The sequence below is a fragment of the Pseudonocardia phyllosphaerae genome, from assembly GCF_046546475.1.
GTDB classification, from domain to species: domain Bacteria; phylum Actinomycetota; class Actinomycetes; order Mycobacteriales; family Pseudonocardiaceae; genus Pseudonocardia; species Pseudonocardia phyllosphaerae.
Genome location: NZ_JBKGXS010000004.1, coordinates 189,314 through 215,382, shown reverse-complemented (window position 1 = coordinate 215,382; position 26,069 = coordinate 189,314). Strand labels below are relative to the sequence as shown.

Annotated in this window: 26 protein-coding genes; 20 read left to right on the top strand and 6 right to left on the bottom strand. The window is 74.7% G+C overall.

What is annotated here, in order from left to right:
- Window positions 1-901 precede the first annotated feature (901 nt).
- From ACLE50_RS11465 to ACLE50_RS11435, 7 genes are all read left to right on the top strand, one after another.
- On the top strand, window positions 902-2,245 hold the full coding sequence (locus tag ACLE50_RS11465; protein ID WP_410943577.1) for an RsmB/NOP family class I SAM-dependent RNA methyltransferase: 1,344 nt from the start codon (window positions 902-904) through the stop codon (window positions 2,243-2,245).
- Window positions 2,246-2,396: 151 nt separating this feature from the next.
- On the top strand, window positions 2,397-3,083 hold the full coding sequence (gene rpe, locus ACLE50_RS11460) for a ribulose-phosphate 3-epimerase (protein ID WP_410943576.1): 687 nt from the start codon (window positions 2,397-2,399) through the stop codon (window positions 3,081-3,083).
- Between the two features lie 154 nt (window positions 3,084-3,237).
- Window positions 3,238-4,224: a bifunctional diaminohydroxyphosphoribosylaminopyrimidine deaminase/5-amino-6-(5-phosphoribosylamino)uracil reductase RibD gene (gene ribD, locus ACLE50_RS11455; RefSeq protein ID WP_410943575.1), complete on the top strand. Its 987-nt coding sequence runs from the start codon at window positions 3,238-3,240 to the stop codon at window positions 4,222-4,224.
- 12 nt (window positions 4,225-4,236) lie between these two features.
- Complete coding sequence (locus ACLE50_RS11450; protein WP_410943447.1) at window positions 4,237-4,875, top strand: riboflavin synthase; 639 nt, start codon at window positions 4,237-4,239, stop codon at window positions 4,873-4,875.
- A 62-nt stretch (window positions 4,876-4,937) separates the two neighbouring features.
- Complete coding sequence (locus tag ACLE50_RS11445; RefSeq protein ID WP_410943574.1) at window positions 4,938-6,206, top strand: bifunctional 3,4-dihydroxy-2-butanone-4-phosphate synthase/GTP cyclohydrolase II; 1,269 nt, start codon at window positions 4,938-4,940, stop codon at window positions 6,204-6,206.
- Between the two features lie 97 nt (window positions 6,207-6,303).
- The gene (gene ribH, locus ACLE50_RS11440; RefSeq protein ID WP_410943446.1) at window positions 6,304-6,795 is read left to right on the top strand and encodes a 6,7-dimethyl-8-ribityllumazine synthase; all 492 of its coding nucleotides are present in this window, start codon (window positions 6,304-6,306) and stop codon (window positions 6,793-6,795) included.
- A gap of 101 nt (window positions 6,796-6,896) precedes the next feature.
- Window positions 6,897-7,304 carry a PH domain-containing protein gene (locus ACLE50_RS11435; protein WP_410943573.1) on the top strand — a complete coding sequence of 136 codons (408 nt, stop codon included), beginning with the start codon at window positions 6,897-6,899 and terminating at the stop codon, window positions 7,302-7,304.
- A gap of 33 nt (window positions 7,305-7,337) precedes the next feature.
- Here ACLE50_RS11435 and ACLE50_RS11430 read toward each other — a convergent pair whose 3' ends face one another.
- Window positions 7,338-8,129, bottom strand: a complete 792-nt coding sequence (locus ACLE50_RS11430) for a DUF2786 domain-containing protein (RefSeq protein WP_410943445.1) — start codon at window positions 8,127-8,129, stop codon at window positions 7,338-7,340.
- A 181-nt stretch (window positions 8,130-8,310) separates the two neighbouring features.
- Here ACLE50_RS11430 and uvrC point away from each other — a divergent pair, with 181 nt between their 5' ends.
- From uvrC to whiA, 4 genes are read left to right on the top strand one after another with little or no spacing between them, the layout of a single operon-like run.
- Window positions 8,311-10,296: an excinuclease ABC subunit UvrC gene (gene uvrC, locus ACLE50_RS11425; protein ID WP_410943444.1), complete on the top strand. Its 1,986-nt coding sequence runs from the start codon at window positions 8,311-8,313 to the stop codon at window positions 10,294-10,296.
- Window positions 10,293-11,219, top strand: coding sequence for an RNase adapter RapZ (gene rapZ, locus ACLE50_RS11420; RefSeq protein WP_410943443.1), 927 nt, complete (start codon window positions 10,293-10,295; stop codon window positions 11,217-11,219). The genes uvrC and rapZ overlap by 4 nt, the downstream gene beginning before the upstream one ends.
- A gap of 11 nt (window positions 11,220-11,230) precedes the next feature.
- Window positions 11,231-12,271: a gluconeogenesis factor YvcK family protein gene (locus ACLE50_RS11415; protein ID WP_410943442.1), complete on the top strand. Its 1,041-nt coding sequence runs from the start codon at window positions 11,231-11,233 to the stop codon at window positions 12,269-12,271.
- Window positions 12,262-13,254 carry a DNA-binding protein WhiA gene (gene whiA, locus ACLE50_RS11410; RefSeq protein WP_410943441.1) on the top strand — a complete coding sequence of 331 codons (993 nt, stop codon included), beginning with the start codon at window positions 12,262-12,264 and terminating at the stop codon, window positions 13,252-13,254. The genes ACLE50_RS11415 and whiA overlap by 10 nt, the downstream gene beginning before the upstream one ends.
- A 122-nt stretch (window positions 13,255-13,376) precedes the next feature.
- Here the strand turns inward: whiA and ACLE50_RS11405 are convergent, their stop codons facing one another.
- Window positions 13,377-14,264 carry a type IV toxin-antitoxin system AbiEi family antitoxin domain-containing protein gene (locus ACLE50_RS11405; protein WP_410943440.1) on the bottom strand — a complete coding sequence of 296 codons (888 nt, stop codon included), beginning with the start codon at window positions 14,262-14,264 and terminating at the stop codon, window positions 13,377-13,379.
- Here ACLE50_RS11405 and ACLE50_RS11400 point away from each other — a divergent pair.
- The 9 genes from ACLE50_RS11400 (at window position 14,254) to ACLE50_RS11360 (ending at window position 22,193) form a co-directional block, all read left to right on the top strand.
- On the top strand, window positions 14,254-14,916 hold the full coding sequence (locus ACLE50_RS11400; RefSeq protein ID WP_410943439.1) for a hypothetical protein: 663 nt from the start codon (window positions 14,254-14,256) through the stop codon (window positions 14,914-14,916). The genes ACLE50_RS11405 and ACLE50_RS11400 overlap by 11 nt on opposite strands.
- 94 nt (window positions 14,917-15,010) lie before the next feature.
- Window positions 15,011-15,790 (top strand): hypothetical protein, encoded by a 780-nt coding sequence (locus tag ACLE50_RS11395; RefSeq protein WP_410943438.1) that lies wholly within the window; start codon window positions 15,011-15,013, stop codon window positions 15,788-15,790.
- Window positions 15,791-16,203: 413 nt separating this feature from the next.
- A complete protein-coding gene (gene gap, locus ACLE50_RS11390) occupies window positions 16,204-17,217 on the top strand; it encodes a type I glyceraldehyde-3-phosphate dehydrogenase (protein ID WP_410943437.1) in 1,014 nt (337 codons plus the stop codon).
- The gene (locus ACLE50_RS11385) at window positions 17,214-18,416 is read left to right on the top strand and encodes a phosphoglycerate kinase (protein ID WP_410943436.1); all 1,203 of its coding nucleotides are present in this window, start codon (window positions 17,214-17,216) and stop codon (window positions 18,414-18,416) included. The genes gap and ACLE50_RS11385 overlap by 4 nt, the downstream gene beginning before the upstream one ends.
- Complete coding sequence (gene tpiA / locus ACLE50_RS11380; protein WP_410943435.1) at window positions 18,413-19,201, top strand: triose-phosphate isomerase; 789 nt, start codon at window positions 18,413-18,415, stop codon at window positions 19,199-19,201. The genes ACLE50_RS11385 and tpiA overlap by 4 nt, the downstream gene beginning before the upstream one ends.
- A gap of 189 nt (window positions 19,202-19,390) precedes the next feature.
- Window positions 19,391-19,621, top strand: a complete 231-nt coding sequence (secG, locus tag ACLE50_RS11375) for a preprotein translocase subunit SecG (protein WP_410943434.1) — start codon at window positions 19,391-19,393, stop codon at window positions 19,619-19,621.
- Between the two features lie 28 nt (window positions 19,622-19,649).
- Window positions 19,650-19,991: an RNA polymerase-binding protein RbpA gene (locus ACLE50_RS11370; RefSeq protein ID WP_410943433.1), complete on the top strand. Its 342-nt coding sequence runs from the start codon at window positions 19,650-19,652 to the stop codon at window positions 19,989-19,991.
- On the top strand, window positions 19,988-20,908 hold the full coding sequence (locus ACLE50_RS11365) for a class I SAM-dependent methyltransferase (RefSeq protein ID WP_410943432.1): 921 nt from the start codon (window positions 19,988-19,990) through the stop codon (window positions 20,906-20,908). Before ACLE50_RS11370 ends, ACLE50_RS11365 begins: the two co-directional genes overlap by 4 nt.
- A gap of 28 nt (window positions 20,909-20,936) precedes the next feature.
- On the top strand, window positions 20,937-22,193 hold the full coding sequence (locus ACLE50_RS11360; RefSeq protein WP_410943431.1) for a TrpB-like pyridoxal phosphate-dependent enzyme: 1,257 nt from the start codon (window positions 20,937-20,939) through the stop codon (window positions 22,191-22,193).
- Between the two features lie 6 nt (window positions 22,194-22,199).
- On the opposite strand, the gene ACLE50_RS11355 is transcribed toward ACLE50_RS11360, so the two are convergent.
- From ACLE50_RS11355 to pgl, 4 genes are all read right to left on the bottom strand, one after another.
- Entirely contained in the window at window positions 22,200-23,420 is a 1,221-nt protein-coding gene (locus ACLE50_RS11355) for a patatin-like phospholipase family protein (RefSeq protein ID WP_410943430.1), read from the bottom strand.
- 10 nt (window positions 23,421-23,430) lie between these two features.
- Window positions 23,431-23,901: a VOC family protein gene (locus ACLE50_RS11350; protein ID WP_410943429.1), complete on the bottom strand. Its 471-nt coding sequence runs from the start codon at window positions 23,899-23,901 to the stop codon at window positions 23,431-23,433.
- Window positions 23,902-24,037: 136 nt separating this feature from the next.
- Window positions 24,038-25,225 carry a formate-dependent phosphoribosylglycinamide formyltransferase gene (gene purT, locus ACLE50_RS11345; RefSeq protein ID WP_410943428.1) on the bottom strand — a complete coding sequence of 396 codons (1,188 nt, stop codon included), beginning with the start codon at window positions 25,223-25,225 and terminating at the stop codon, window positions 24,038-24,040.
- 75 nt (window positions 25,226-25,300) lie between these two features.
- Window positions 25,301-26,068 (bottom strand): 6-phosphogluconolactonase, encoded by a 768-nt coding sequence (gene pgl, locus ACLE50_RS11340; RefSeq protein WP_410943427.1) that lies wholly within the window; start codon window positions 26,066-26,068, stop codon window positions 25,301-25,303.
- Window position 26,069: the final 1 nt, after the last annotated feature.

The following is a 26,069-nucleotide window of genomic DNA, read 5'->3' as shown; positions in this document are numbered from 1 at the left end:
CCCCAGCACCTCCGGGGACGACCGAGGCGACCGGCGCGACCGCGACGACCGCGGAGGCCGGTCCGCCGGCGGTCGCGGCCGGGGCGGTGACGGCCGGTCGGGCGGGCGCTCCGGCGGGTTCGGCCGCTCGGGTGGTTCCGGACGTCCGAGCGGGTTCGGCGGTTCCGGCCGACACTCCGGCGACTCCGGCGAGCGGGGAGGCCCGGGCGACCGCGGCCGCTCCGGGGGCGCCGGTGGACAGGGCCGCTCCGGCGGCTCCGATGGGCAGGGCCGCTCCGGCGGCTCCGATGGGCAGGGCCGCTCCGGCGGCTCCGGTGGGCAGGGCCGCTCCGGCGGCTCCGGCGGACACAGCCGCTCCGGTGGCTCCGGTGGCGCCGGTGGGCAGGGACGGTCCGGTGGCCCCGGTGGTCACGGCCGTTCCGGTGGGCCGGAACGCTCCGGCGGCGCCGGTCGGCGGGGGAGCGGCTGGGACGACCGGCCGCACGGTCGCCGTTCCGACGACCGGTCCGGTGGCAGCCGCGGCCCGCGCGACGACCGCCGTTCCGACGACCGCCGTTCCGACGACCGTCGTCGGGGCGCACGGCAGGACGGTCCTCGCCGGGACGGCGCCGGACAGGGTGGCCCCGGGGATCGCGGCGACCGCGACCGCGGCGCTCGTGGACACGGCCCCCGCACCGGCGGCTCCCGGGGCTCGGGTCCCCGCGACTCCGGATCCCGGAGCTCGGGTCCCCGTGACTCCGGCCCAGGCGAGGGCGGTCCGCGCCGCGACCGTGAGCCGCGCCCGCCGCGCGACCGCGACCGGCACGCGTCGGCGGGCCCGCGCAACTCCGGCCCGCCCCGCGGCCGGGTCGGCCCGGGCCGTCCGCCTGCGGTCGACCCGTCGCGCCAGGCCGCCTACGAGCTGCTGACCGCGGTCCGCGACCGCGACGCCTACGCCAACCTCGCGCTGCCCTCGATCCTGCGCCGGCACGGTCTGCGCGACCGCGACGCAGCCCTGGCTACCGAGCTCGGCTACGGCACCCTGCGGGCCCAGGGCCTGCTCGACGCCGTCATCGACGCCTGCACCGACCGGGCGCTGAGCAAGATCGAGCACCCGCTGCTCGACGCGCTGCGCCTGGGCGCCTACCAGATCCTGCGCACCCGGGTGCCGGACCACGCCGCCGTCGACACCTGCGTCGAGCTGGTCCGCGGCGACCACGGCTCCCGCTCGGCCGGGTTCGTCAACGCCGTCCTGCGCCGCATCGGCGAGCACGACGAGGCCGGCTGGCTCGACCGGCTCGCCCCCGACCCGGCCGAGGACCCGGTCGGCGACGCCGCGCTGCGCCACGCCCACCCGCGCTGGATCGCCCAGGCCTTCGCCGACGCGCTCGGCGACACCGGCGACGAGCTGCAGGCCGCACTCGCCGCCGACGACACCCGCCCGCAGGTCCACCTGCTCGCCCGCCCCGGTGAGATCACCGCCGATGAGCTGGCGCTCGCGACCGGTGGCGAGGAGGCGCCGTACTCGCCCTACGGCGTGCACCTGGAGGCCGGTGGCGGTGACGTCGGCGAGCTCGAGCCGGTCACCGAGGGCCTCGCCGTCGTCCAGGACGAGGGCAGCCAGCTCGTTGCCGCCGCGCTCGCGAAGGCCGAGCTGCTGGGCGAGGACACCGGACGCTGGCTCGACCTGTGCGCCGGGCCCGGCGGCAAGGCCGTCCTGCTCGGCGGGCTCGTCGCGGCCGAGGGCGGGTCCCTCGACGCCGTCGAGTCCAGCGAGCACCGTGCCGAGCTGGTGCGCCGGGCAACCGCTGACCTCCCGGTCACCGTGACCGTCGCCGACGGCCGCGACTCCGGCCTGCCCGAGGGCGGGTTCGACCGCGTGCTCGTCGACGCCCCCTGCACCGGACTGGGCGCGCTCCGGCGCCGTCCCGAGGCCCGCTGGCGCCGCCGTCCGGAGGACACCGCCGAGCTGACCCGGTTGCAGCGCGAGCTGCTGGTCGCCGGGCTCCGGCTCGTGCGCCCCGGCGGCGTCGTCGCGTACGTGACGTGCTCGCCGCACCTGGCCGAGACCGTGGGCGTCGTGTCCCGGATCGTCGGGCGCCCCGGACGGCCCGGACCGGCGGGCGAGGTCGAGCAGCTCGACGCCCGCACCGCGCTCCCCGACGACGTCCCCGGCCTCGGCGACGGCCCCACCGTGCAGCTCTGGCCGCACCGGCACGGCACCGACGCCATGTTCCTGGCGCTGATCCGCAAGCCACTGGACTGACCGGGCCCGCCGGGCTCCGGCGACCACGGCGCCGGGAGCCATGGGCCCGGCGGCACGGGGCCGTCGGCACGGGGCCGCCGGCAACGGCGGCGGGTGCAGCTGGGTGCAGGACCACGCATGTGCGGGCAGTAGCCTGCACCGCGTGGACCCGATGATCGCTCCCAGCATCCTGTCGGCCGACTTCGCGCGCCTGGCGGACGAGGCCGTCGCCGTCGGGCCCGCCGCCGACCGCCCCGGCTCGGACTGGCTGCACGTGGACGTCATGGACGCGCACTTCGTGCCGAACCTGACCCTCGGCCTGCCGGTGGTCAAGAGCCTGCGCGCCGCCACCGACATCCCGCTCGACTGCCACCTCATGATCGACGACCCGGACCGCTGGGCCCCGCCGTACGCCGAGGCCGGCGCCACCAACGTCACCGTGCACGTTGAGGCCGCCCACGAACCGGTCATGCTGGCGAAGAACCTGCGCGCGGCCGGCGCGCTGGCCGGGCTGGCGATCAAGCCGAACACGCCGCTCGACCCGTACCTCGAGGTGCTCCGGCACTACGACACCCTGCTGGTGATGAGCGTGGAGCCCGGCTTCGGCGGACAGAGCTTCATCCCCGAGGTCCTCGACAAGGTCCGCGAGGCCCGCCGGCTCGTCGACACCGGGCACCTGAAGCTGATCGTCGAGATCGACGGCGGCATCAACGCCGACACCATCGCCGAGGCCGCCGAGGCGGGTGTCGACTGCTTCGTCGCCGGCTCCGCGGTCTACAACGCCGACGACCCCGGCCGCGCCGTCGAGGCCCTGCGGGACACCGTGCGCCACAGCGCCCCGCAGCGCTGGGAGGGCTGACGGTTTCATGAGCACGGCACCCGGCCCGGGCGCTGCCGACCGCTCGGGCAGCACGGGCACGCCCGGCGCCCCGGACGGATCCGCTGCGCTCGGCGGCCCGGCCACAGCGGACGGGCTCGAGGTCCCGGACGGCCCGGTCGACGTCGACACTGCCATGCGGCTCGCCGTCGCCGCGTCGGCGCGGGTGCACGGCACCACCAGCCCCAACCCGCCCGTCGGCTGCGTGGTCCTGGACCGCGACGGCCGCGTCGCCGGGGTGGGCGGTACCCGCCCGCCCGGTGGCCCGCACGCCGAGCGCGTCGCCCTCGCCGATGCGGGGGAGCGGGCCGCGGGCGGCACCGCCGTGGTCACCCTGGAGCCGTGCGACCACACCGGCCGCACCCCGCCGTGCGTGGACGGCCTGCTCGACGCAGGCATCGCCCGGGTGTTCGCCGCGGTGGCCGACCCCAACCCGGTCGCAGCCGGTGGGATCGACCGGCTGCGTGCCGCCGGCGTCGAGGTGACGCTGGGCACACTGGCCGGCGAGGTCGCGGCCGGCCCGCTGCGCGGCTGGCTGCACCGCCAGCGCACCGGGCGCCCGCACGTGACCTGGAAGGTCGCCACCACCCTCGACGGCCGCGTCGCCGCCGCCGACGGCAGCAGCCGCTGGATCACCGGCCCGCAGGCCCGCGCCGAGGTGCATGACCTGCGCCGCACCATGGACGCGATCGTCGCCGGCACGGGTACCGTCCTGGCCGACGACCCGGCGCTGACCGCCCGTCGTCCGGACGGCACCCTGCACGACCACCAGCCGCTGCGCGTGGTGGCCGGCCGGCGTGACGTCCCGGACGACGCCCGGCTCGCGGGCCCCGACGTGCTGCACCTGCGCACCCGCGATCCGGGTGAGGTGCTCGACGCGCTCGCCGCCCGCGACGTGGTGGACGTGCTGCTCGAGGGCGGGCCCACCCTGGCCGGTGCCTTCGTCGCGGCCGGAGCCGTGGACCGGGTGCTGGTGCACCTGGCCCCCGCGTTCCTCGGCGCCGGGCCACCGGCACTCGGCGACGCCGGGGTGGGAACGATCGCGGACATCATCCGGTTGCAGGTGGACGAGGTCCGGCACGCCGGTGTCGATCTCGTGCTCGACGCACGACCGGCCCAGTAGGAGGGAACACCGATGTTCACCGGCATCGTGGAGGAGGTCGGCGAGGTCGTCGACGTCCGCACCGACGACGACGTCGTGGTGCTCACCGTGCGCGCGGCGCTGGCCGCGGAGGTACGGCACGGCGAGTCCGTCGCGGTGAACGGCTGCTGTCTCACCGCCGTCGTCCCCGACGGCGGCACCGCGGGGGCGACCCTCACCCTGGAGCTGGTCCCCGAGACGCTCAAACGCACCTCGCTGGGCGCGGCGACCACCGGGTCCGGGGTCAACCTCGAACGCGCCGTCCCCGCCGGTGGCCGGCTCGACGGCCACATCGTGCAGGGCCACGTCGACGGGGTCGCGACCCTGGTGTCGCGTACCCCGGGCGAGCGCAGCGACGAGATCCGCTTCTCGCTGCCCGCCGAGCTCTCCCGGTACGTCGTCGAGAAGGGCTCCATCGCCGTCGACGGCGTCTCCCTCACCGTGGCCGCGGTGTACCCGGACGGCTTCGGTGTGGCGCTCATCCCGACCACGCTCGCCGACACCACCCTGGGGTCGCGGTCGCCCGGCGACCCGGTCAACCTGGAGGTCGACGTGATCGCCAAGTACGTGGAACGCATGACCGCGGGGTACCTGCAGGCGCCCGGGTCCGGACAGGAAGGGGCCACGCGGTGAGCGAGCCGACCGTCCCCGGTATCGACCGTTCCGGGAAGCTCCCGGAGAACCCGCACACCGCGATGACCCCTGCGGAGCGGGCCGAACGGTTCGCCCAGGTGGAGAAGGCGATCGCCGACATCGCCGAGGGCCGCCCGGTCGTCGTGATGGACGACGAGGACCGCGAGAACGAGGGCGACCTCATCTTCGCAGCGGCCAAGGCCACCCCCGAGCTGCTGGCGTTCACCATCCGCTACACCTCGGGCTACGTCTGCGTCGCGGTCACCACCGAGGCCTGCGAGCGGCTCGACCTGCCGCCCATGCACCACACCAACCGGGACTCCTACCGGACGGCGTACACGGTCACCGTGGACGCCAAGGAGGGCATCACCACCGGCATCTCCGGCGCCGACCGGGCCCGCACGATCCAGCTGCTGGCCGACCCGGCCACCACCGCCGGCGAGCTGACCCGGCCCGGGCACGTCGTGCCGCTGCAGGCCCGCGACGGCGGCGTGCTGCGCCGCCCCGGGCACACCGAGGCCGCCGTCGACCTCGCCCGGATGGCCGGGCTGCCCGCCGCCGGCGCGCTCTGCGAGATCGTCTCGGAGAAGAACGAGGGCGACATGGCCCGCGGCGACGAGCTGGGCGTCTTCGCCGCCGACCACGACATCGCACTGATCACCATCGCCGACCTGATCGCCTACCGGCGGCGCTTCGAGAAGCACGTCGAGCGGGTCGCCACCGCCCGGATCCCCACGGTGCACGGGGACTTCCTCGCCTACGGTTACGACTCCCTGCTCGACGGCGTCGAGCACCTCGCCCTGGTCATGGGCGACGTCGCCACCCCGGCCGACGACGGCGAGGACGTGCTCGTGCGGGTGCATTCCGAGTGCCTCACCGGCGACGTGCTCGGCTCGCTGCGCTGCGACTGCGGGCCGCAGCTCGAGGCCGCCCTGGAGGCCGTCGCGAACGAGGGCCGCGGAGTCGTGCTCTACATGCGCGGGCACGAGGGCCGGGGGATCGGCCTGTTGCACAAGCTGCAGGCCTATCAGCTGCAGGAGGCCGGGGCCGACACCGTCGATGCGAACCTCGCGATGGGGCTGCCCGCCGACGCCCGCGACTACGGCATCGGCGCCCAGATTCTGGCCGACCTCGGCGTGAAGTCGATGCGGCTGCTCACCAACAACCCGGACAAGCGCGCCGGGCTGGAGGGCTACGGCCTGCGGGTCATCGGCCGCGAGCCGATGCCGGTGCGCGCAACCCCGCAGAACCTGCGCTACCTGCGCACCAAGCGGGACCGGATGGGACACGACCTGCCCGACCTCGGCGGCACGGCGGACCCGGGCCGCTGAGCCCGGTGCACACCGCGGTGACCGGACCGTCCTGTCCGCGCTCGTCCCGCCCGACCCCGCCGCGGCGCGCCGCGGCCGGACCGGCGAGAATCGGGTCATGAGCGGTGAGGGCCGGCCCACCGGGGCCACGCAGCTGGACGCGAGCGGTGTGCGGGTCGGTGTCGTCGCCGCCCGGTGGCACGCCGAGATCGTCGACGCCCTGCTCGACCGGGCCGTCGCCACCGCCCGCGAGGCCGGCGCCGAGCCGACCGTCGTGCGGGTGCCGGGCACCGTCGAGCTGCCGGTCGTCGCCCAGGAGCTGGCCCGCACACACGACGCCGTCGTCGCGCTCGGTGTCGTCGTCCGCGGCGGCACCCCGCACTTCGAGTACGTGTGCGACTCGGTCACCGCCGGGCTGACCCGCATCGCGCTCGACGAGTCCACCCCGGTCGGCAACGGCGTGCTCACCGTCGAGACCGTGCAGCAGGCCGTCGACCGCTCCGGCGGTCCCGGCTCGGCCGAGGACAAGGGCGCCGAGGCCACCACCGCCGCGCTGGAGTCCGCCCTGGTCCTGCGCGGGCTGCGCGCCGCTGCCGGGAGCCCCCGGTGAGCAGCGCTCCGCAGAACCCCGGCCCGCAGAACCCGGGGAGCGCCCCGGCGGGGGACCGCCGCCGGCCCGGCCCGGACGCCGTCGTGTTCCGCCCGCTGGTCATGGTCGTGACCGCCTGGGCGTGCGCGGTCGTCGTCGTCGTGTTCTTCGTGATCGTCGCGTTCCTGATGCCGTCGGAGAACACCGGCGTCATCTTCCGTCCGGTCGACCAGGTCTCGATGGCACTGATCGGCGCGTTCGTCGCCGGCGGGATCCTGCTCATGGCACGGCCCCGGGTCCGCGCGGACGACACCGGCGTCGAGGTCCGGAACGTGATCTTCACCCGCTGGTTCGACTGGGGCGAGATCTACGGCGTCTCCTTCCCCGACGGTGCCTCCTCGGCCCGCCTGGAGCTGCCCGACGACGAGTACTTCACGATCCTCGCGGTCCAGGCCGTCGACCGTGGACGTGCCGTGCGTGCCGTCCGGACCCTGCGGGACCTGCATCGGCGCGCCGTCCTCGGCGACTGAGCTCCCGGCGGCCGGGTACGCCGCCACGGCGGCTCACCCCTCCAGCGCCGGGACCGGGCGTGCGCCCAGCCGCGGGCCACCCAGGTCGGCCCGGTCCGCGGCCGCCGCACCGTGTCCGAACCCCGTGCCCGACACCTGCGGGCGCCGCGCCCGGCGCAGGTCCCCGAACTCCTCGGCGTAGGCGCGGTCCACCCGGTCCCCGCGGTCGGCCAGCACCAGCTCCGCCGACGGCCCGCCGTCCCCGGACGCACCGGCCCAGCTCCCGGACTCGCCGACCGCGGCCGCCTCGGCCTCGCGCAGCCGCTCGTGCACCCGCGCCGCGAAGCCGTAGAGCCAGGACCGCCGGTAGGCCGCCACCGACTCCGCCGGGTCCGCCGGGCGCACCCGCGCCAGCTGCCTCGCCGCCTGCAGCAGAAGCGAGGTGTAGAGCAGCTCGACCCGCTCCCGGTCCGAGGCGAACCCGAACACGGTGACCGCGGCGACCTTCCCGGCCCGCGCGTCGTGCATCACCCAGCGGCAGCGCAGCGCCGCCGCCGTCCAGCCCAGCAGGCGTGCCTTCCCGCCGCTGTACGGGTCGTCGATCTCGATCCGCACACCCGCGATCGGGTCGGTGGCCGGCGGGCCGGACCCGCGTGCGGCCAGCAGCGCCTCGTCCACACCGTGCCGGGCCATCAGGTCCACGGCTTTCGCCGTGTAGATCTCCGCCTCCTCCGGCGTGCCGGCGCGCTCGGCCTTGGCCAGCAGCTTGCGGATGCGGTCCAGCCGGTCCTGCTGGACGGCCTCACCGGGCGCGGTGCCCATCCGGATGCCGTGATCGGTGCTCACGAGGGCCTCCTCGGGGTCGAACTCGTGTTCGACGACAGGTCTATCGCAGGGCACCGACAGTTTCGCGTACGGCACGGCCCACGCCCCGGCCACCCGGCCGTCCTACCACCCGGTGCGCCGGGCGCAGCGGCCCCGGGTGCCGGGCGGAAGTGTCGGTGGGCGGGCCTACCCTGGACCCACCATGGCCGACCCGAGCACCTACCGTCCGGCGACCGGGACGATCCCCGAGTCGCCCGGGGTCTACCGCTTCTCCGACCCCCGCGGCCAGGTGATCTATGTCGGCAAGGCGAAGAACCTGCGGCAGCGCCTGAACTCCTACTTCGCCGACCTGTCGGGGCTGCACCCGCGCACCCGGCGGATGGTCACCACCGCGGCGAAGGTGCAGTGGACCGTCGTCGGAACCGAGGTCGAGGCCCTCCAGCTCGAGTACAACTGGATCAAGGAGTTCGACCCGCGGTTCAACGTCCGCTACCGCGACGACAAGTCCTACCCGGTCCTCGCGGTCACGATGAACGAGGAGTACCCGCGGCTGCACGTCTACCGGGGGCCGCGCCGCAAGGGCGTGCGCTACTTCGGCCCGTACGCCCACGCCTGGGCGATCCGCGAGACCCTCGACCTGCTGCTGCGGGTGTTCCCGGCGCGCACCTGCTCGTCCGGGGTGTTCAAGCGGCACGGCCAGATCGGGCGGCCCTGCCTGCTCGGCTACATCGACAAGTGCTCCGCGCCGTGTGTCGGCAACGTGTCGGCCGCCGAGCACCGCGAGATCGTCGACAGCTTCTGCGACTTCCTGTCCGGGCGCACCGACCGCATGGTCAAACACCTCGAGCGGCAGATGGCCGAGGCCTCGGAGAACCTGGAGTTCGAGCGTGCGGCCCGGATGCGCGACGACCTGGGTGCACTGCGCCGGGCCCTGGAGAAGCAGGCCGTCGTCCTCGGCGACGGGACCGACGCCGACGTCGTCGCCTTCGCCGAGGACGAGCTGGAGGCCGCGGTCCAGGTCTTCCACGTGCGTGGCGGCCGGGTCCGCGGCCAGCGCGGCTGGGTGATCGACAAGGTCGAGCCGACCGACACCGAGCAGCTCGTCGAGCGGTTCGTGTCCCAGTTCTACGGCGAGCAGCACGCCCTGGCCGGCGCCGCGGACGACGCGATCCAGCCGGTGCCGCGCGAGATCCTCGTCCCGGTCCTGCCGTACTGCGCCGAGGACCTGGAGCGCTGGCTCGGCGGGCTGCGCGGCTCCCGGGTCGAGCTGCGGGTGCCGCAGCGCGGGGACAAGAAGGCCCTGATGGACACGGTGGCGCGCAACGCGAAGGAGGCGTTCGCCCAGCACAAGCTGCGTCGGGCCGGGGACCTGACCGCGCGTTCGGCGGCGCTGCAGGAGATCCAGGAGAACCTCGAGCTCGACCAGGCGCCGTTGCGGATCGAGTGCATCGACATCAGCCACGTCCAGGGTACGAACGTCGTCGCCTCGCTCGTGGTCTTCGAGGACGGGATCGCGCGCAAGTCCGAGTACCGCCGCTTCGAGATCCGCGATGCCGCAGAGCAGGGTGACGTGGCCTCGATCGCCGAGGTCGTCCGGCGCCGGTTCAAGCGCTACCTGGCCGAGACCGCCGACGAGCCCGAGCCCGGTGGGGAGTCCGGTGAGGTGGCCCCCGGCGACTCGGTCCGTACCGGTATCGACCCGGAGACCGGGCGGCCGAAGAAGTTCGCGTACCCGCCCAACCTGCTCGTGGTCGACGGCGCGAAACCGCAGGTCGACGCGGCCGCGGCCGAGCTCGCCGAGCTGGGCGTCACCGACGTCGCGGTGTGCGGGCTGGCCAAGCGCCTCGAGGAGGTCTGGCTGCCCGACGACACCGACCCGGTGATCCTCTCGCGCACCAGCGAGGGCCTCTACCTGCTGCAACGCGTGCGCGACGAGGCACACCGGTTCGCCATCACCTACCACCGTCAGCGTCGTTCGCAGGGCATGACGGTGTCCGAGCTCGACGGGGTGCCGGGGCTCGGTCCGGCACGCAAACAGGCACTGCTCAAGCACTTCGGATCGGTCCGCAAGCTGCGGAGCGCCGGGGTGGACGACATCGCGGGCGTCCCCGGGTTCGGGCGGCGCACCGCCGAGACCGTGGTGACGGCGCTGCACGGTGGCGCGACGGGCGAGGGGGATCTGGCATGACGGGGACCACTGCGACGACGGGCGCCGGTCCGGGCGAACCCGACGAGCACGACGCCGGCGGCATCGAGGTCTGTGTGGTCAGCGGGCTGTCCGGGGCCGGGCGCAGCACCGCGGCCAAGGTGCTGGAGGACCTGGGCTGGTTCGTGGTGGACAACCTGCCGCCGGAGCTGCTCGCCACGATGGTCGAGCTGGGCTCGCGGGCCCGCGGCGAGGTGACCCGGATCGCGGTCGTGATGGACGTGCGGTCGCGGGCGTTCACCGAGAACCTCGACTCGGTGATCAGGGACCTCGACGGCCGCGGCTACCGTCCGAAGCTGATCTTCCTGGAGGCCTCGGACGCGGCACTGGTGCGCCGGTTCGAGCAGAACCGCCGCTCGCACCCCCTGCAGGGTGCGGGCCGGATCACCGACGGTCTGGCCGCGGAGCGGGAGATCCTGCGGCCGCTGCGCGAGGACGCCGATCTCGTCGTCGACACCTCGAACCTGTCGGTGCACGACCTGCGTGCCCGGATCGAGTCGTCGTTCGCGGGGGAGAGCGCGCACTCCGACACCCGGGTCACGGTGCTGTCCTTCGGCTACAAGTACGGCCTGCCGCTCGACGCCGACCTCGTCGTCGACGTGCGGTTCCTGCCCAACCCGCACTGGATCCCCGAGCTGCGCGAGCACACCGGGCGCGACCGCGAGGTCCGCGACTACGTGCTCTCCCAGGAGGGGGCGGAGGAGTTCGTCGACCGCTACCTGGCGCTGCTCGACCTCGTCGGCGCCGGCTACCGGCGTGAGGGCAAGCGCTACCTGACCGTCGCCGTCGGCTGCACCGGCGGGAAGCACCGCTCGGTGGCGATCTCCGAGGAGATCGGCCGCCGGCTCGCCGAGCGTGACGGCCTGCACGTGCAGGTCGAGCACCGCGACATGGGTCGCGAGTGACGGCGGCCCCGGTGACGGGACACGAGGACACGGGACACGAGGACACCGGGCTCAGGGTCGTCGCGCTCGGCGGTGGCCACGGGCTGCACGCGACGCTGACCGCGCTGCGCCGCTGCACGCCCGTCGGAGAGATCACCGCGGTGGTCACCGTCGCCGACGACGGCGGGTCGTCCGGGCGGCTGCGCCGGGAGCTCGGTCTGCTCCCGCCCGGTGACCTGCGGATGGCGCTGTCCGCACTGGCCGCCGACGACGCCGACGGCCACTTCTGGTCCGGGCTGATCCAGCACCGCTTCGGCGGGACGGGTGCGCTGGCCGGGCACGCCGTCGGGAACCTGATGCTGGCCGGCCTGCTCGAACGCGACGACGACCCGGTGCGCGCGCTCGACGCGCTCGGGCGGCTGCTCGGCTGTGCCGGGCGGGTGCTGCCGATGGCCCGGGTGCCGCTGGACATCGAGGCCGAGGTCGAGCTGGACGGGGTGTCCGGGCAGCACCGTATCCGCGGCCAGGTCGCCGTCGCCTCCACCCCGGGCCGGGTGCGACGCGTGTGGCTGCGCCCCGACGAGCCGCCCGCCTGCGACGAGGCGGTCCGCGCCGTGCGCGAGGCCGACGTCGTGCTGCTCGGGCCCGGTTCCTGGTTCACCAGCGTGCTCCCGCACCTGCTGGTGCCGGGGCTGCGCGACGCGCTGCTGGAGACGGCCGCGTCGCTGGTCGTCCTGCTCAACCTGGAGCCGGAGCCGGGGGAGACCGCCGGTTTCTCCCCCGAACAGCACCTTGAAGTACTGTCCTCGCACGCGCCGTCGTTGCGCGCGCACGCAGTCCTCGCCGACAGCGCGTCGGTTCCGCTGCCGGACCGGCTGCAGGCCGCCGCGGCGGAGCTGCTCGTCCCGGGAGGTCTGTTGCGGCTGGCGGATGTCGCCGATGCCGGCGCGGCGACGCCGCGGCACGATCCGGACGCCCTGGCCGCCGCACTGCAGGACGTGTTCGGTGACCTCACCGGCGCCGTGCTCCCCAGCAACGGCCCGCCGTACGGAAGGAGCCCGGAATGGCCATGACCGCCGCGGTGAAGGACGAGCTCAGCCGGCTCTCCGTCACCAAGCAGTCGTCCCGTCGTGCCGAGGTCGCCTCGTTGCTGCGGTTCGCGGGCGGGCTCCACATCGTCGGGGGCCGCGTCGTGATCGAGGCCGAGGTCGACACCGGCTCGGTGGCCCGCCGGCTCCGCCGCGAGATCCACGAGCTCTACGGGCACACCGCCGACGCGCACGTGATCACCGCCGGTGGCCTGCGCCGCGGTGCCCGCTACGTGATCCGGGTGATCCGCGACGGCGAGGGCCTCGCCCGCCAGACCGGGCTGCTCGACAATCGCGGCCGCCCGGTCCGTGGGCTGCCGCCGCCCGTCGTGTCCGGGGACCTCGCCGACGCCGAGGCCGCCTGGCGCGGCGCGTTCCTCGCGCACGGCTCGCTCACCGAGCCCGGCCGCAGCTCGGCGCTGGAGGTCACCTGTCCGGGCCCGGAGGCGGCGCTGGCGCTGGTCGGTGCGGCCCGGCGGCTCGGGGTGTCGGCCAAGGCCCGTGAGGTGCGCGGCGCCGACCGCGTCGTCGTCCGGGACGGGGACGCGATCGGTGCACTGCTGACCCGGATGGGTGCGCACCAGAGCGTCCTGGCCTGGGAGGAACGGCGGATGCGCCGCGAGGTCCGGGCCACCGCGAACCGGCTCGCGAACTTCGACGACGCCAACCTGCGCCGCTCGGCGCGGGCCGCCGTCGCCGCGGCCGCCCGGGTGTCGCGGGCGCTGGAGATCCTCGGCGACGACGTCCCGGACCACCTGCAGGCCGCGGGCCGGTTACGTGCCGAGCACACCCAGGCGTCGCTGGAGGAGCTGGGCCAGCTGGCGGACCCGCCGATGACCAAGGACGCCGTCGCCGGCCGGATCCGCCGCCTGCTCCAGACGGCGGACAAGAAGGCCGCCGAGCTGGGCATCCCGGACACCGAGAGCGCCGTGACCGCGGACATGCTGGAGGAGCAGGAGCGCGCCTGAGGCCCGGCACGAGCACGGGGCCGCCCTCGTCCGGGACGTGCCTGCGGACCCGCCTCCGGCGGAGATCGGCGGGATCGTGACCAGGCGGGCGCCGGGCGGCCTTCCGGTCACGAACGTGCCGATCACGACGCGTCGGGCAGGCCGGTCGCCGCGGCGAGCGCGGCCCGGACCTGTCCGATCACCCGGCCCGGTGCCCGGTCGAGGTCGTGCCAGGTGAACCGCAGCAGGTGCCAGCCCGCGGCGACGAGTGCGTTGCCCTTGGACCGGTCGTTCTGGAACCGGTCGGCGTCGACATGCCACGCCCACCCGTCCACCTCGACCGCCACCCGCTGTCCGGGAAAGGCGACGTCCACGTGCCAGGGGCCGAACGGGTACTGCGCGACCCAGCCGTCGGTCCCGGACTCGCGCAGCCGCCGGGCCAGGAGCCGCTCGGCCGCGGAGTGCGCACGGCCGGCCGACGCGACGAGCAGCCTGCCCGCCTCGGCGGCACCCGGGTGACCGAGCATCCGGCAGAAGGCGGCATACACCTCGTCGAACGACACGAATCGCTGCAACGCCCGGTCCAGGAAGGCCGATCCGCCGGACGGACGGGCGGCGACGTCGAGCACCGTCCGTGCCACGCCCACCGTGGGCAGCCCCCGGTGGCGGGACCGGTCGGCGGCGTCGAGGGTGCTGCGCCGGATCGTCAGACCCGGTTGCCTGCGCGGGCTGCGGTCCGGCGGGACGACGATCTCCGGAGGGCCGGCCAGACCCGGGGTGAACCCGTACCAGAACGCCGCCGCCGGCCCGGAGACCAGGCACGACGACGAGGCGCCCCACAGCGCGGCGGCCCGGACCCGGACCTCGTCGGTGATCCGGTGACCGCCCACGAGGTACACCCCGGGCCGCAGCTCGCTCCACACCCCGGCCCGGACCCGGCGGCGGACGGCGTGCGGGGAGAGCCCGCAGGACCGAGCCTGTTCCCGGCTGACCAGTCCCGCCTGCGTGCGGACGATCTCGGTGAGCGACATGCCGGCAGGGTCCGCGGCCGCGGGGCGCGGCGGACCGGACCGGACGAGTGCCGTCGCGATCGCGAACGGCCGGGCCCGCCGGACCGCGCCGATGATCGGCACGTTCGTGATCAGGCGGCTGCCGGGCGAACGTCTGGTCACGACTCCGGCGATCACGGCGCGCTCGGGTAATGGGTGCTCCCCGCTGCGGCGGACGATCGGTACGTTCGTGACGAGGCGTTCGTGGAGCGGCCGCCCTGTCACGATTCCGGCGATCATGTTGTGCTGGGCGATCGAGGCCCAGCCGGAGGCGCAAGATCGGTACGTTCGTGACCAGCCGGTCGTGGAGCGGCCGCTCTGTCACGATTCCGGCGATCATGCGGTGGCGCAGGGGGACGGCCGATCGATGATCGGTGCGTATGTGACGACGCGGCCGCTGCGCGAACGCCTCGTCACGATCGTGCTGATCATCGGCTGCGGGGCTGCGGGGCTGCGGGGCTGCGGGGCTGCGGGGCTGCGGGGCTGCGGGGCTGCGGGGCTGCCGGGCTGCGGGGCTGCCGGGCTGCGGGGCTGCCGGGCTGCGGGGCTGCCGGGCTGCCGGGCTGCCGGGCTGCCGGGCTGCCGGGCTGCCGGGCTGCGGGGCTGCCGGGCTGCGGGGCACCCCGTCCGGTGACGCCCGCGTGACCACCGGATGTCCCTCGCGCGCCCCGAAATGTTGATCACACCCCGTGACGAGGCCGGTGCGCGGGGTGCGGCATGATGCCGCCGTGACTCTCGCCGGGCGTACCCTTCTCGCCGTTCATCTCGATCGATCCAGCCTGCTGCGCCCGGTGTTCCCGGGCATGCGCGCCGGGCTGGCCGACCTGCTCGCCGACCAGGCCTACGGCCCCGGTGAGCTGGAGGTCGTCGTCTCCACAGGTGACGATCTCGTCCGCACCCGTCGCGACGGCTCGCACCCGCCGCTGACGCCGGTCGACGCCGAGGCCGCCCGCGCCGCGCTGCCGTCGCGGCTGCGCCCGCTGACCGGCCCGGACGTGCCCACCGCCGCGGGCAGGCTGCTCGACGCCGTCGGTGACGAGCTCGCGGCCCGCGCCGCCGCAGAGCGCCCGGACCGGGTCGTCGTCCTGCTGGTCGGGGCCGCCGGCGCGGGCGACGCCGAGGGGTTGCGCGAGCGCATCGAGCACCAGCGCGCCACCTACGGCTGGGAGTTCGCGCTGGTCGACGTCGCGACCGGCCCGGTCCCGGCGCCCACGGCGGCCCCCGCGCCGGCGACCGACGACGAGGGCGGATCGGCCGTCGCCGTCGCCGAGCGCCCGGAGCGCCCCGAGCAGGCCGACCGCTACGGCATCCCGCCCACCGCCGTGCTCACCGCAGGCCCCGGCGCCGACGGCGTCGCGGCCGCACTGGCCGCCGCGTCCGGCTTCGTCCGCCGGGCCCGCGGCACCGCGCCGTACGTCCCGGTCGAGGGCTTCTCCGCCGACGACCGCGCCGCAGCCGACGTGCCCGACGCCCGTCCCGGCTGGCGCCGCCTGTTCCGCATGGCCTGACCGCGGCCGTCCGGGGCGGAGCGGGCGCCGCACCGCCCCGGAACCCGCACCACGCGGGAACCCGCACCACGCGGGAACCCGCACCACGCAGGAACCCGGACCACCCCGGACCCCAGACCACGCAGGACCCCGCACCACGCGGGAACCGCGCCACACGGGAACCCGAACCGCCCCGGGAACCCGGACCTCCCCGGGAACCCAGGACCGCACCCAGGCCGCGGACCCCGGCGCGGTACAGCTCACGCCCCACGACGCCTTCCCGTCACGCGCTGCGCCGATAGGGTGCTCGCGAGCACGGCGTGTGGCGCTCTCCGGATCAGCCCCGGGGACACCACGATCGACCGGCCAACCCCGCCGCCGGGGACCCGGCGTGCGGGGTCGAGACGACACGCACGACGAGCCCTGGAGGCACAGTGACTGTCCGCGTAGGAGTCAACGGTTTCGGCCGGATCGGCCGGAACTTCTGGCGGGCCGTGGACGCCCAGCGCGCCGCCGGCAACACCGACATCGAGATCGTCGCGGTGAACGACATCACCGACAACGCCACGCTGGCGCATCTGCTGAAGTACGACTCGATCCTGGGCCGCCTGCCGTACGAGGTCACCACCTCCGGCGACGAGATCCTGGTCGACGGCAAGGGCTTCAAGGCCCTCGCGGTCAAGGACCCGGCCGAGCTGCCCTGGAAGGACCTCGGTGTCGACGTCGTCGTCGAGTCCACGGGCCTGTTCACCAAGCGCGACGCGGCGGCCAAGCACCTCGACGCCGGTGCCAAGAAGGTCGTCATCTCCGCCCCGGCGACCGACGAGGACATCACCGTCGTCATGGGCGTGAACGACGGCGACTACGACGGCAGCCAGACCATCGTGTCGAACGCGTCCTGCACCACGAACTGCCTCGCGCCGATGACGAAGGTCCTCGACGACCTGGCCGGTGTCGAGCGTGGCCTGATGACCACGATCCACGCCTACACCGCGGACCAGAACCTGCAGGACGGGCCGCACAAGGACCCGCGCCGCGCCCGGGCCGCCGCGCTGAACGTCGTGCCCACCTCGACCGGTGCGGCGAAGGCGATCTCCCTGGTGCTCCCGCACCTGAAGGGCAAGCTCGACGGCTACGCGCTGCGGGTCCCGGTGCCGACCGGCTCGGTCACCGACCTGACCGCCGAGGTCTCCCGCGAGGTCACCGTCGAGGAGGTCAACGCCGCGATGAAGGCGGCTGCCGAGGGCCCGCTCAAGGGCATCCTCAAGTACTCCGAGGACCCCATCGTCTCCTCCGACATCGTCACCGACCCGCACTCGACGATCTTCGACGCGCCGCTGACCAAGGTCACCGGCAACCAGGTCAAGATCGTCGGCTGGTACGACAACGAGTGGGGCTACTCCAACCGCCTCGTCGACATCACCGGTCTGGTGGCGTCGAAGTCGTGAGGACGCTCGACGACCTCGTGACCGAGGGCGTCGCGGGCCGGACCGTGCTCGTGCGGTCCGACCTCAACGTCCCCCTCGACGGCGAGCGGATCACCGACGACGGCCGCATCCGCGCCTCGGTGCCCACGATCGAGCGGCTGCGCGACGCCGGCGCCCGCGTTGTGGTCATGGCCCACCTCGGCCGCCCGAAGCCGGACCAGGACAACGCCAAGTACTCCCTGGCCCCGGTCGCGACCCGCCTCGGGGAGCTGCTGGGCACCGAGGTCGCGCTGGCCGAGCACGGCGACTCCGCACAGCAGGCCGTCGCGGGCCTGTCCGACGGCGGCGTCGTGCTGCTGGAGAACGTCCGGTTCGACCCGCGCGAGACCAGCAAGGACGCCGCCGAGCGCGAGGCGTTCGCCGGTGAGCTGGCCGCTCTGGCCGGGGAGAACGGCGCGTTCGTCTCCGACGGGTTCGGTGTCGTGCACCGCAAGCAGGCCTCGGTCTACGACCTCGCCGGCGCGCTCCCGGCGTACGCCGGCGGGCTCGTGCTCAGCGAGGTCGAGGTGCTGCGCACGCTGACCGGCGACCCCGAGCGGCCGTACGCGGTCGTGCTCGGCGGGTCGAAGGTGTCGGACAAGCTCGCCGTGATCGAGGCGCTGCTCCCGACCGTCGACGCCCTGCTGGTCGGCGGCGGGATGTGCTTCACGTTCCTGGCCGCGCAGGGCTACGGCGTCGGCTCGTCGCTGCTGGAGTCCGAGCAGGTCGGCAACTGCCGCAAGCTCCTGGAGACCGGCAAGATCGTCCTGCCGTCCGACGTGGTGGTCGCCGACGCGTTCTCCGCCGACGCGAACACCCGCACGGTGCCGGTCGACGAGATCGCCGACGGCTGGCTCGGGCTCGACATCGGCCCCGAGTCGGTGCGCGTGTTCGCCGAGACCCTCGAGGGCGCGAAGACGATCTTCTGGAACGGCCCGATGGGTGTGTTCGAGATGGCGCCGTTCGCCGAGGGCACCCGCGGGGTCGCGCAGGCGATCGTCGACGCGACGTCGAAGGGGGCGTTCTCCGTCGTCGGCGGCGGGGACTCCGCCGCCGCGGTGCGCGAGCTGGGCATCGCCGAGGACGGGTTCTCCCACATCTCCACCGGGGGCGGTGCGTCGCTGGAGTTCCTCGAGGGCGCCACGCTGCCGGGCGTCGCCGTGCTGGAGGAGGACTCGTGAGCGCACGCACCCCGCTGATCGCGGGCAACTGGAAGATGAACCTGAACCACCTCGAGGCGATCGCGGTGGTCCAGAAGCTGGCGTTCGCGCTGCCGGACAAGTACTTCGACAAGGTCGAGGTCGCCGTCCTGCCGCCGTTCACCGACATCCGCAGCGTCCAGACGCTGATCGACGGGGACCGGCTGCGGGTCGTGCACGGCGCGCAGGACCTGTCCCCGCACGACTCCGGCGCCTATACCGGTGACGTGTCGGGCCCGATGCTGGCCAAGCTCGGGTGCCGATACGTCGTCGTCGGGCACTCGGAGCGGCGCGAGGTCCACGGCGAGGACGACGCGACCGTCAACGCCAAGGTCCGGGCCGCGTTCACCCACGGGATCGTGCCGATCCTGTGCGTGGGCGAGGGGCTCGACGTCCGCGAGGCCGGCGACCAGGTGCAGTACTGCACCGACCAGCTCCGCGGCGCCCTGCAGAAGGTCACCGCCGAGCAGGCCGCGACGATCGTGCTCGCCTACGAGCCGGTCTGGGCGATCGGCACCGGCAAGGTGGCGACGCCCGCCGACGCCCAGGAGGTGTGCGCGGCCCTGCGCGCCACGCTCGCGGAGCTCTACTCCGACGAGGTGGCCCAGAAGGTCCGCATCCTCTACGGCGGCTCGGTGAAGTCGTCCAACGTCGGCGAGATCGTCGGCAAGGACGACGTGGACGGTGCGCTGGTCGGCGGCGCCAGCCTCGACGCCGAGGAGTTCGCGAAGCTCTCGGCGATCGCGGCGGGCGGCCCGTTGCCGTAGCACCCCCGCCCGGGCGGCACGCGAGATCGTGACGCTCTGCAACGACCAGGAGGCCCCGGCCCGGCACCGCCGTGACCGGGGCCTTCCTGTGTCCGTCCGAGATCGAGAGCGGGGGCGGGCGGCGGTGGGTGTGGTGGGGCGAGTACTCTCGGCCACTCCGGCGAGCGACCGCAGATTGGGAACAAGCGCGTGGTTCTGACCCTGCAGATCATCCTCATCGTGACCAGCCTGCTGCTGATCGCGCTGGTCCTGCTGCAGCGCAGCAAGGGTGGTGGTCTCACCAGCCTGTTCGGTGGCGGTGTCCAGTCGAGCCTGTCCGGCTCGGCGGCCGCGGACCGCAACGTCGCCCGCTACACGATCTTCATCGGGCTGATCTGGTTCATCGCCGTGATCGGCAACGGGCTGCTGCTGGCCGGCTGACGGCCGGCCGCGAGAAGGGACTCCGACGATGGCAGGCGGCAACGCGATCCGTGGCACCCGAATCGGTGCCGGACCGATGGGCGAGTCCGAGCGCGGCGAGTCCGCGCCGCGCGAGCGCATCCCGTTCTACTGCGCGAACGGCCACGTGAACGACACCTGGTTCGCCGCCGACGCCGACGTGCCGGAGACCTGGGACTGCCCGCGCTGCGGGCTGCCCGGTGGCCGCGACCAGAAGAACCCGCCGGCCGCGCCGCGCACCGAGCCGTACAAGACGCACCTGGCGTATGTGAAGGAGCGGCGCAGCGACGCCGACGGCGAGGCCATCCTCGAGGAGGCCCTCGGCCGCCTCCGCGCTGCGCGGGAGCTGTGATCCGGGGCCCGTACTCCCTGTTCCTGGGAGCCCGCCGCCGCGCAGGCCGGATGTTCGAGAACGTCGTGGACCAGGCGCTGGACCGCCAGACCGTCGGGCAGGCCGCGACCTTGCGCACCGAGCTCGCCGCGCTGCGTGAGCAGCTGCGAGCCGAGGTCCGCGACGACGTCCGCGAGGAGCTGCGCGCCGAGCTGCACGGCGACCTCCGCGCCGAGTACGAGGCCCGGCTGCGCGCCGAGATCGACCGCGTCGTCGACGAGATCCGCGGCGTCGAGGTCCGGGAGCGCCGCGACCTGGTCGCCGCGGGGGAGCGGGAGGCCGTCGCGTCCAGCGCCCGGTTCGCCCGCGAGCACCTGATCGACGCCGCGATGCTGCCGCACCCGCACGACACGCTGCGCCACGCCCTCGGGCAGGCGCCGTCCGGCGGGATGGCGCTGGAGTTCGGCGTCTACGTCGGCACCACGCTGACGATCATCGCCGAGCACCGCACGACCGGCGGGGTGTACGGCTTCGACACCTTCACCGGGCTGCCCGAGACGTGGCGGCAGGGCTTCCGCGCCGGTGCGTTCGACGACCTGGAGGCGCTGCCGGAGGTGCCCGGCGCCGAGCTCGTCGTCGGCCTGTTCGACGACACGCTGCCCGGGTTTCTCGCCGAGCACCCCGGCCCGGTGGACTTCCTGCACGTCGACTCCGACCTGTACTCCTCCGCGGTCACCGTGCTCGACGCGGTCGGGCCGCGGCTGCGCGCCGGCAGCGTCGTGCTGTTCGACGAGTTCTTCAACTTCCCGGACTGGGAGCAGCACGAGGCCCGCGCCTGGTGGGAGTACGCCGACAAGCACGGCGTCCGCTGGTCCTACGTGTGCTGCACCGCCGACCACGAGCAGGTCGCGGTGCGCATCGACGAGCCCGGGTGCTGACCCCGCACGAGGACTGGATCCGACCGTCATGACCCGCTGGACTTCGGCGCCCGAGCAGATCCCCACGGCCTGGTTCAACGTGGTGCCGCACCTGCCGTCGCCGCCGCAGCCGCCGCTGCACCCGGGCACCCGCGAGCCGATCGGCCCCGACGACCTCGCCGCGCTGTTCCCCGAGGCGCTGATCGAGCAGGAGGCGAGCACCGAGCCGTGGGTCGAGATCCCCGGTGAGGTGCGGGAGATCCTGACGCTGTGGCGCCCGACGCCGCTGCAGCGCGCACGCCGCCTGGAGCAGGCGCTCGGCACCCCGGCGCGGATCTACTACAAGGACGAGTCGGTGTCCCCGGCCGGCAGCCACAAGGCCAACACCGCCGTCCCGCAGGCGTACTACAACGCGAAGGCCGGGGTCGCGCGGCTGACCACCGAGACCGGCGCCGGGCAGTGGGGCGCGTCGCTGGCGTTCGCCGCGGCCCAGTTCGAGCTGGATCTCAAGGTCTACATGGTGCGGGCGTCCTACGAGCAGAAGCCCTACCGGCGGATGGCGGTCGAGACCTGGGGCGGCGCGGTCGTCCCCAGCCCGGTCGCCCGCCCCGACGACCCGGGCTCGCTCGGCGACGCGATCTCCGACGCCGTGCGCGACTGCCTGTCGCGCCCCGACACCCGCTACGCGCTGGGCTCGGTGCTCAACCACGTGCTCCTGCACCAGACGGTGATCGGGCTGGAGGCCCGTGACCAGATGGCCGCGGCGGGGGAGGGCAACCCGGACGTCGTCATCGCCTCCTGCGGCGGCGGCTCCAACCTGGGCGGCATCGCGTTCCCCTACGTGCCCGAGCCCGGGGTGCGGCTGCTCGCCGTCGAGCCGCTGTCCTGCCCGACCCTGACCCAGGGCCGCTACGACTACGACTTCGGCGACACCGCCGGGCTGACCCCGCTGATGCCGATGTACACCCTCGGCCACGACTTCGCCCCGCCCGCGATCCACGCAGGCGGGCTGCGCTACCACGGCGGCTCGCCGCTGGTGTCGTCGCTGGTCAAGGACGGGCGGATCGAGGCGAGCGCCTACCCGCAGACGCAGGTGTTCGACGCCGCGGTCCGATTCGCCCGCACCGAGGGCAGGATCCCCGCCCCGGAGACCGGGCACGCCATCGCCGCGACGATCGACGAGGCCCTCGCCGCGAAGGAGACCGGCGAGGAGAAGGTGATCCTCTTCGACTACTCCGGGCACGGGTTCCTCGACCTCGCCGCCTACGACGACTACAACCACGGCCGGTTGGCCGACGGCACCTGAGCCGGTTCAGCGGGAGGCGCGGGCCGCCGCCCGGTGCTCCCGCTTCCCGTCCGGCCGGGTCGCCGCGGCCGCGTGCGTCGCACCCAGACCGGCCGCGGCCCGGGCGAACGCCGGGTCGAAGAACAGGAAGCTGAGCAGCTCGGCGTGGTCGCCAGGGCGCCCGTCGGGCAGCGCGCCGCCGAGCAGGCGCTCCAGCACGAACAGCGACGGGTTCCGCAGCGCCCGCAGCCCGCCGTACTCGGTGCGCCGCACCCGCGCGGCCAGCTCCGCCAGCTCGGTGGAACGTCCCGCCGGCGGCCCGGCGAACCAGGTCCCGACCCGGCCGTGGCGGGTGTCGGCACCCTCCTCGACCAGCGCGTTCACCGCGCGCAGCGTCCGCAGGTCCTCGGTGACCCCGGCCCCGAGCACGATCCGCAGCGCCAGCGCGGCCACCGAGTACACGTCCGGGACCGGCTCGGCCGGGTCCCCGGGACCGGGCCGGTCCGGCTCGGCCGGGGTGGTCGCGACGACGCCGACCCGGTCGCAGCCCAGCCGCAGCGCCGGCTTGAGCGGGGTGTTGAGCCGGACGCCGCCGTCGAGGTACCAGCCCTCGCCGGGCCCGGACACGTGCACCGGCGCGAACAGCACCGGCACCGCGGCGGAGGCGAGCAGGTGTTCGGCGGTGAGCCGGGTGGCGACGTAGTGGATGTCGCGGCCCGGGTCGTACGGCGGCAGCGCCACCCCCGGCGCGACCTCGGTGAACACCACCGTGCCGCCGGTGTCGGCCGACGTGGTGGCCACCCCGACGGCGTCGAGGTCGCCCCGGTCGACGGCGTCGTGCAGCCGCTCCCAGTCCACGACCCGGTCGACGACCGGCCGAAGCCGGTCGGCGTCGAGCAGCCGGGTGAGCCGGTCCGGCAGCCCCACCGCGCGGCGCAGCGCGGGCGGGACGCCGAGCACGTCGCCGGCGTACGCGCTCGCCCCGTACACCGCCGACGACGTCAGCCCGATCACCTCGTCGGTGTGCACGGACTCCCAGCGGGCGACGAGCTCGGCGGCGGCCGCGCCGGGGTCGTGGCCGGTCAGCCCGGCCAGGCCCGCGACGTTCAGCGCGCCGGCGCTGGTGCCGAGCAGCACCCGCGGCGCCGACCAGCGCCTCGTCAGGCGGGGGAGCAGCTCGGTGAGCGCACCCGCCTCGTACGCGCCGCGCGCCCCGGCGCCGGCCACCACGAGTCCCGTCCGTGCCATCCGCGGGACGTTACCCGCGCCAGGCCGCGTCCAGGGCCGCCGTGTCGAGCTTGCCGTGCGTGGCGAACAGGACCTCGGCGACGCGGCCGCGGGCCTGCGCGTCGTCGGAGCCCAGGTACTCGAGCAGCCGCGGCGGGATGACCTGCCAGGACACCCCGAAGCGGTCGGTCAGCCAGCCGCACGGCTGCGGGCTGCCGCCCTCGACCAGGGCGTCGTAGAAGCGGTCGACCTCCTCGGCCGTGTCGCAAGGCACCTCCAGCGAGATCGCCTCGCTGAACGTGAACTCCGGGCCACCGTTGAGGCCGGTGCACGGCTGCCCGTTGATCGTGAAGGACACGGTGAGGACCTCACCGGAGCGGTCGGACTCGGGGCCGTGGTGCAGGACGCCGTCGACCGAGGAGTCCGGGAAGATCGAGGTGTAGTGCTTCGCGGCCTCCTCGGCCACGCCGTCGAACCAGAAGCAGGTGCGGATCGGTCGCATGATCGTTCTCCCTCCGTGGGCGGGCGGTGGTGCCCGTCGCAGGGGGAGACCGGGTCAGGTCCCCGAAGTCATCGGTACAGCACTCATCGGTACAGCACTCATCGGTACAGCACTCATCGGTACAGCACTCATCGGTTCACGCACCGGGGACGACGCGGACGTGCCCGGCGGCCTCGGTCGCCCGTGCCCGCGCGGTCCCGACGTCCCCGGCTCCGGCGACGGCGACCCCCATCCGGCGCCGTGCACCCGCGGTCGGCTTGCCGAACAGCCGCAGGTCGGTCTCCGGCACCGCGAGGGCCTCGGCGACGCCCTCGTAGGCGGGGGCGGTGAGGTCGGCGCCGCCGTAGACGACCGCCGACGCGCCCGGTGAGCGCAGCGCGGTGTCCACCGGCAGGCCGAGCACGGCGCGGGCGTGCAGCTCGAACTCCGTCAGGCGCTGGGTGGCGATCGTGACCAGCCCGGTGTCGTGCGGACGGGGGCTGACCTCGGAGAACAGCACCTCGTCACCGCGCACGAACAGCTCGACGCCGAACACGCCCCAGCCGCCGAGCGCGTCGGTGACCCGCGCGGAGACGTCCTGGGCGGCGGCGCGGGCGGCGTCGGACATGGGCTGTGGCTGCCAGGACTCGACGTAGTCGCCGTTCTCCTGGCGGTGCCCGATCGGCTCGCAGAACGCGGTACCGCCTGCGTGCCGGACGGTCAGCTGGGTGATCTCGTAGTCGAAGTCGACGAAGCCCTCGACGATCACCCGGGGGTTCGCGACCCGGGCACCGGTGCGGGCGTGCTCCCAGGCCGCGTCGATCTCGGCGCTGTCGGCGGACTTCAGCACCGACTGCCCCTTGCCCGACGACGACATCACCGGTTTCAGCACGCACGGCACGCCCACCTGCGCGACGGCGTCCCGGACCTCGTCGAGGGTGTCGGCGAACCCGTACGGCGAGGTCGGCACCCCGAGCTCCTCCGCGGCCAGGCGCCGGATCCCCTCACGGTCCATCGTCAGCTTCGTCGCCCGGGCGGTCGGGACGACGGTGGTGCCACCGGCCTCGATGCCGAGCAGCGCGTCGGTGGCGATCGCCTCGATCTCCGGGACGACCAGGTCTGGCGCCTCCTGCTCGACCAGCGTGGCGAGGGTGACGTGGTCGGTCATGTCGATCGCGTGCCAGCGATGCGCGACCTGGTGTGCGGGCGCGTGCGGGTAGCGGTCCACCGCGACGACCTCGACACCGAGCCGCTGGAACGCGATCGCCACCTCCTTGCCCAGCTCACCCGAGCCGAGCAGCAGGACACGGGTCGGATCGGGGCCGAGCGGGGTGCCGATGCGCATGACGCGGGACCCTAACGCGCGCACCCCGCCCGGGAACCGGACGGGGTGCGACGGGTCACGCAGTTCACAGGCTGGTCAGGAGCCCCCACCGCGCTCGGGGGTCAGCTCCGACGCCGCCGCGGCGTCCAGCAGCCAACGGGTCACGACGGTGCCCCGCGCCCCGCCGACCGGCAGCTTCTCCTCGGGTGTCCCGCCGAGCGCCCCGGCGACCGCGGGCGCCTTCCCGGCCCCGGCCGCCACGACCCACACCTCCGCCGAGCGCCGCGCCGCGGGCAGCGTCAGCGAGACCCGGGTCGGCGGGGGCTTCGGGCAGTCGAACACCGGCACGACCGTCGCCGCGGTCTCGGCGACGGCGGGGGAGTCGGGGAACACCGACAGCGTGTGCCCCTCCTCGCCCATCCCGACCAGCGTGATGTCGAACTCCGGCGTCGGGTCGCCGAGCAGCGCGGCGTAGTCCCGGGCGGCCGCCTCGGCGTCGGCGCGGGTGCCGCCCCCGGCCGGCGCCGCCGGCATCGGGTGCACCCGGGCAGGGTCGACGCCCACGTGGTCCAGCAGCGCCTCGCGGGCCTGCCGGTCGTTGCGCTCCGGGTCGTCGGCCGGCACGAACCGCTCGTCGCCCCAGTAGATCTCCACCCGGGACCAGTCGACGGCGTCGCGGGCCGGGGACGCGGCGACGTCGCGCAGCAGCGCGATCCCGACCCCGCCACCGGTCAGCACCAGCGACGGGACCCCGCCGCCTGCCTGCCGGTCCACCAGTGCGGTGATCAGCCGGGCCGCGGTCGCCGCGGCCAGGGTTCCGGCGTCGGGATGGACCGCCACCTGCACGGTCTCGTTCTCGCTCATC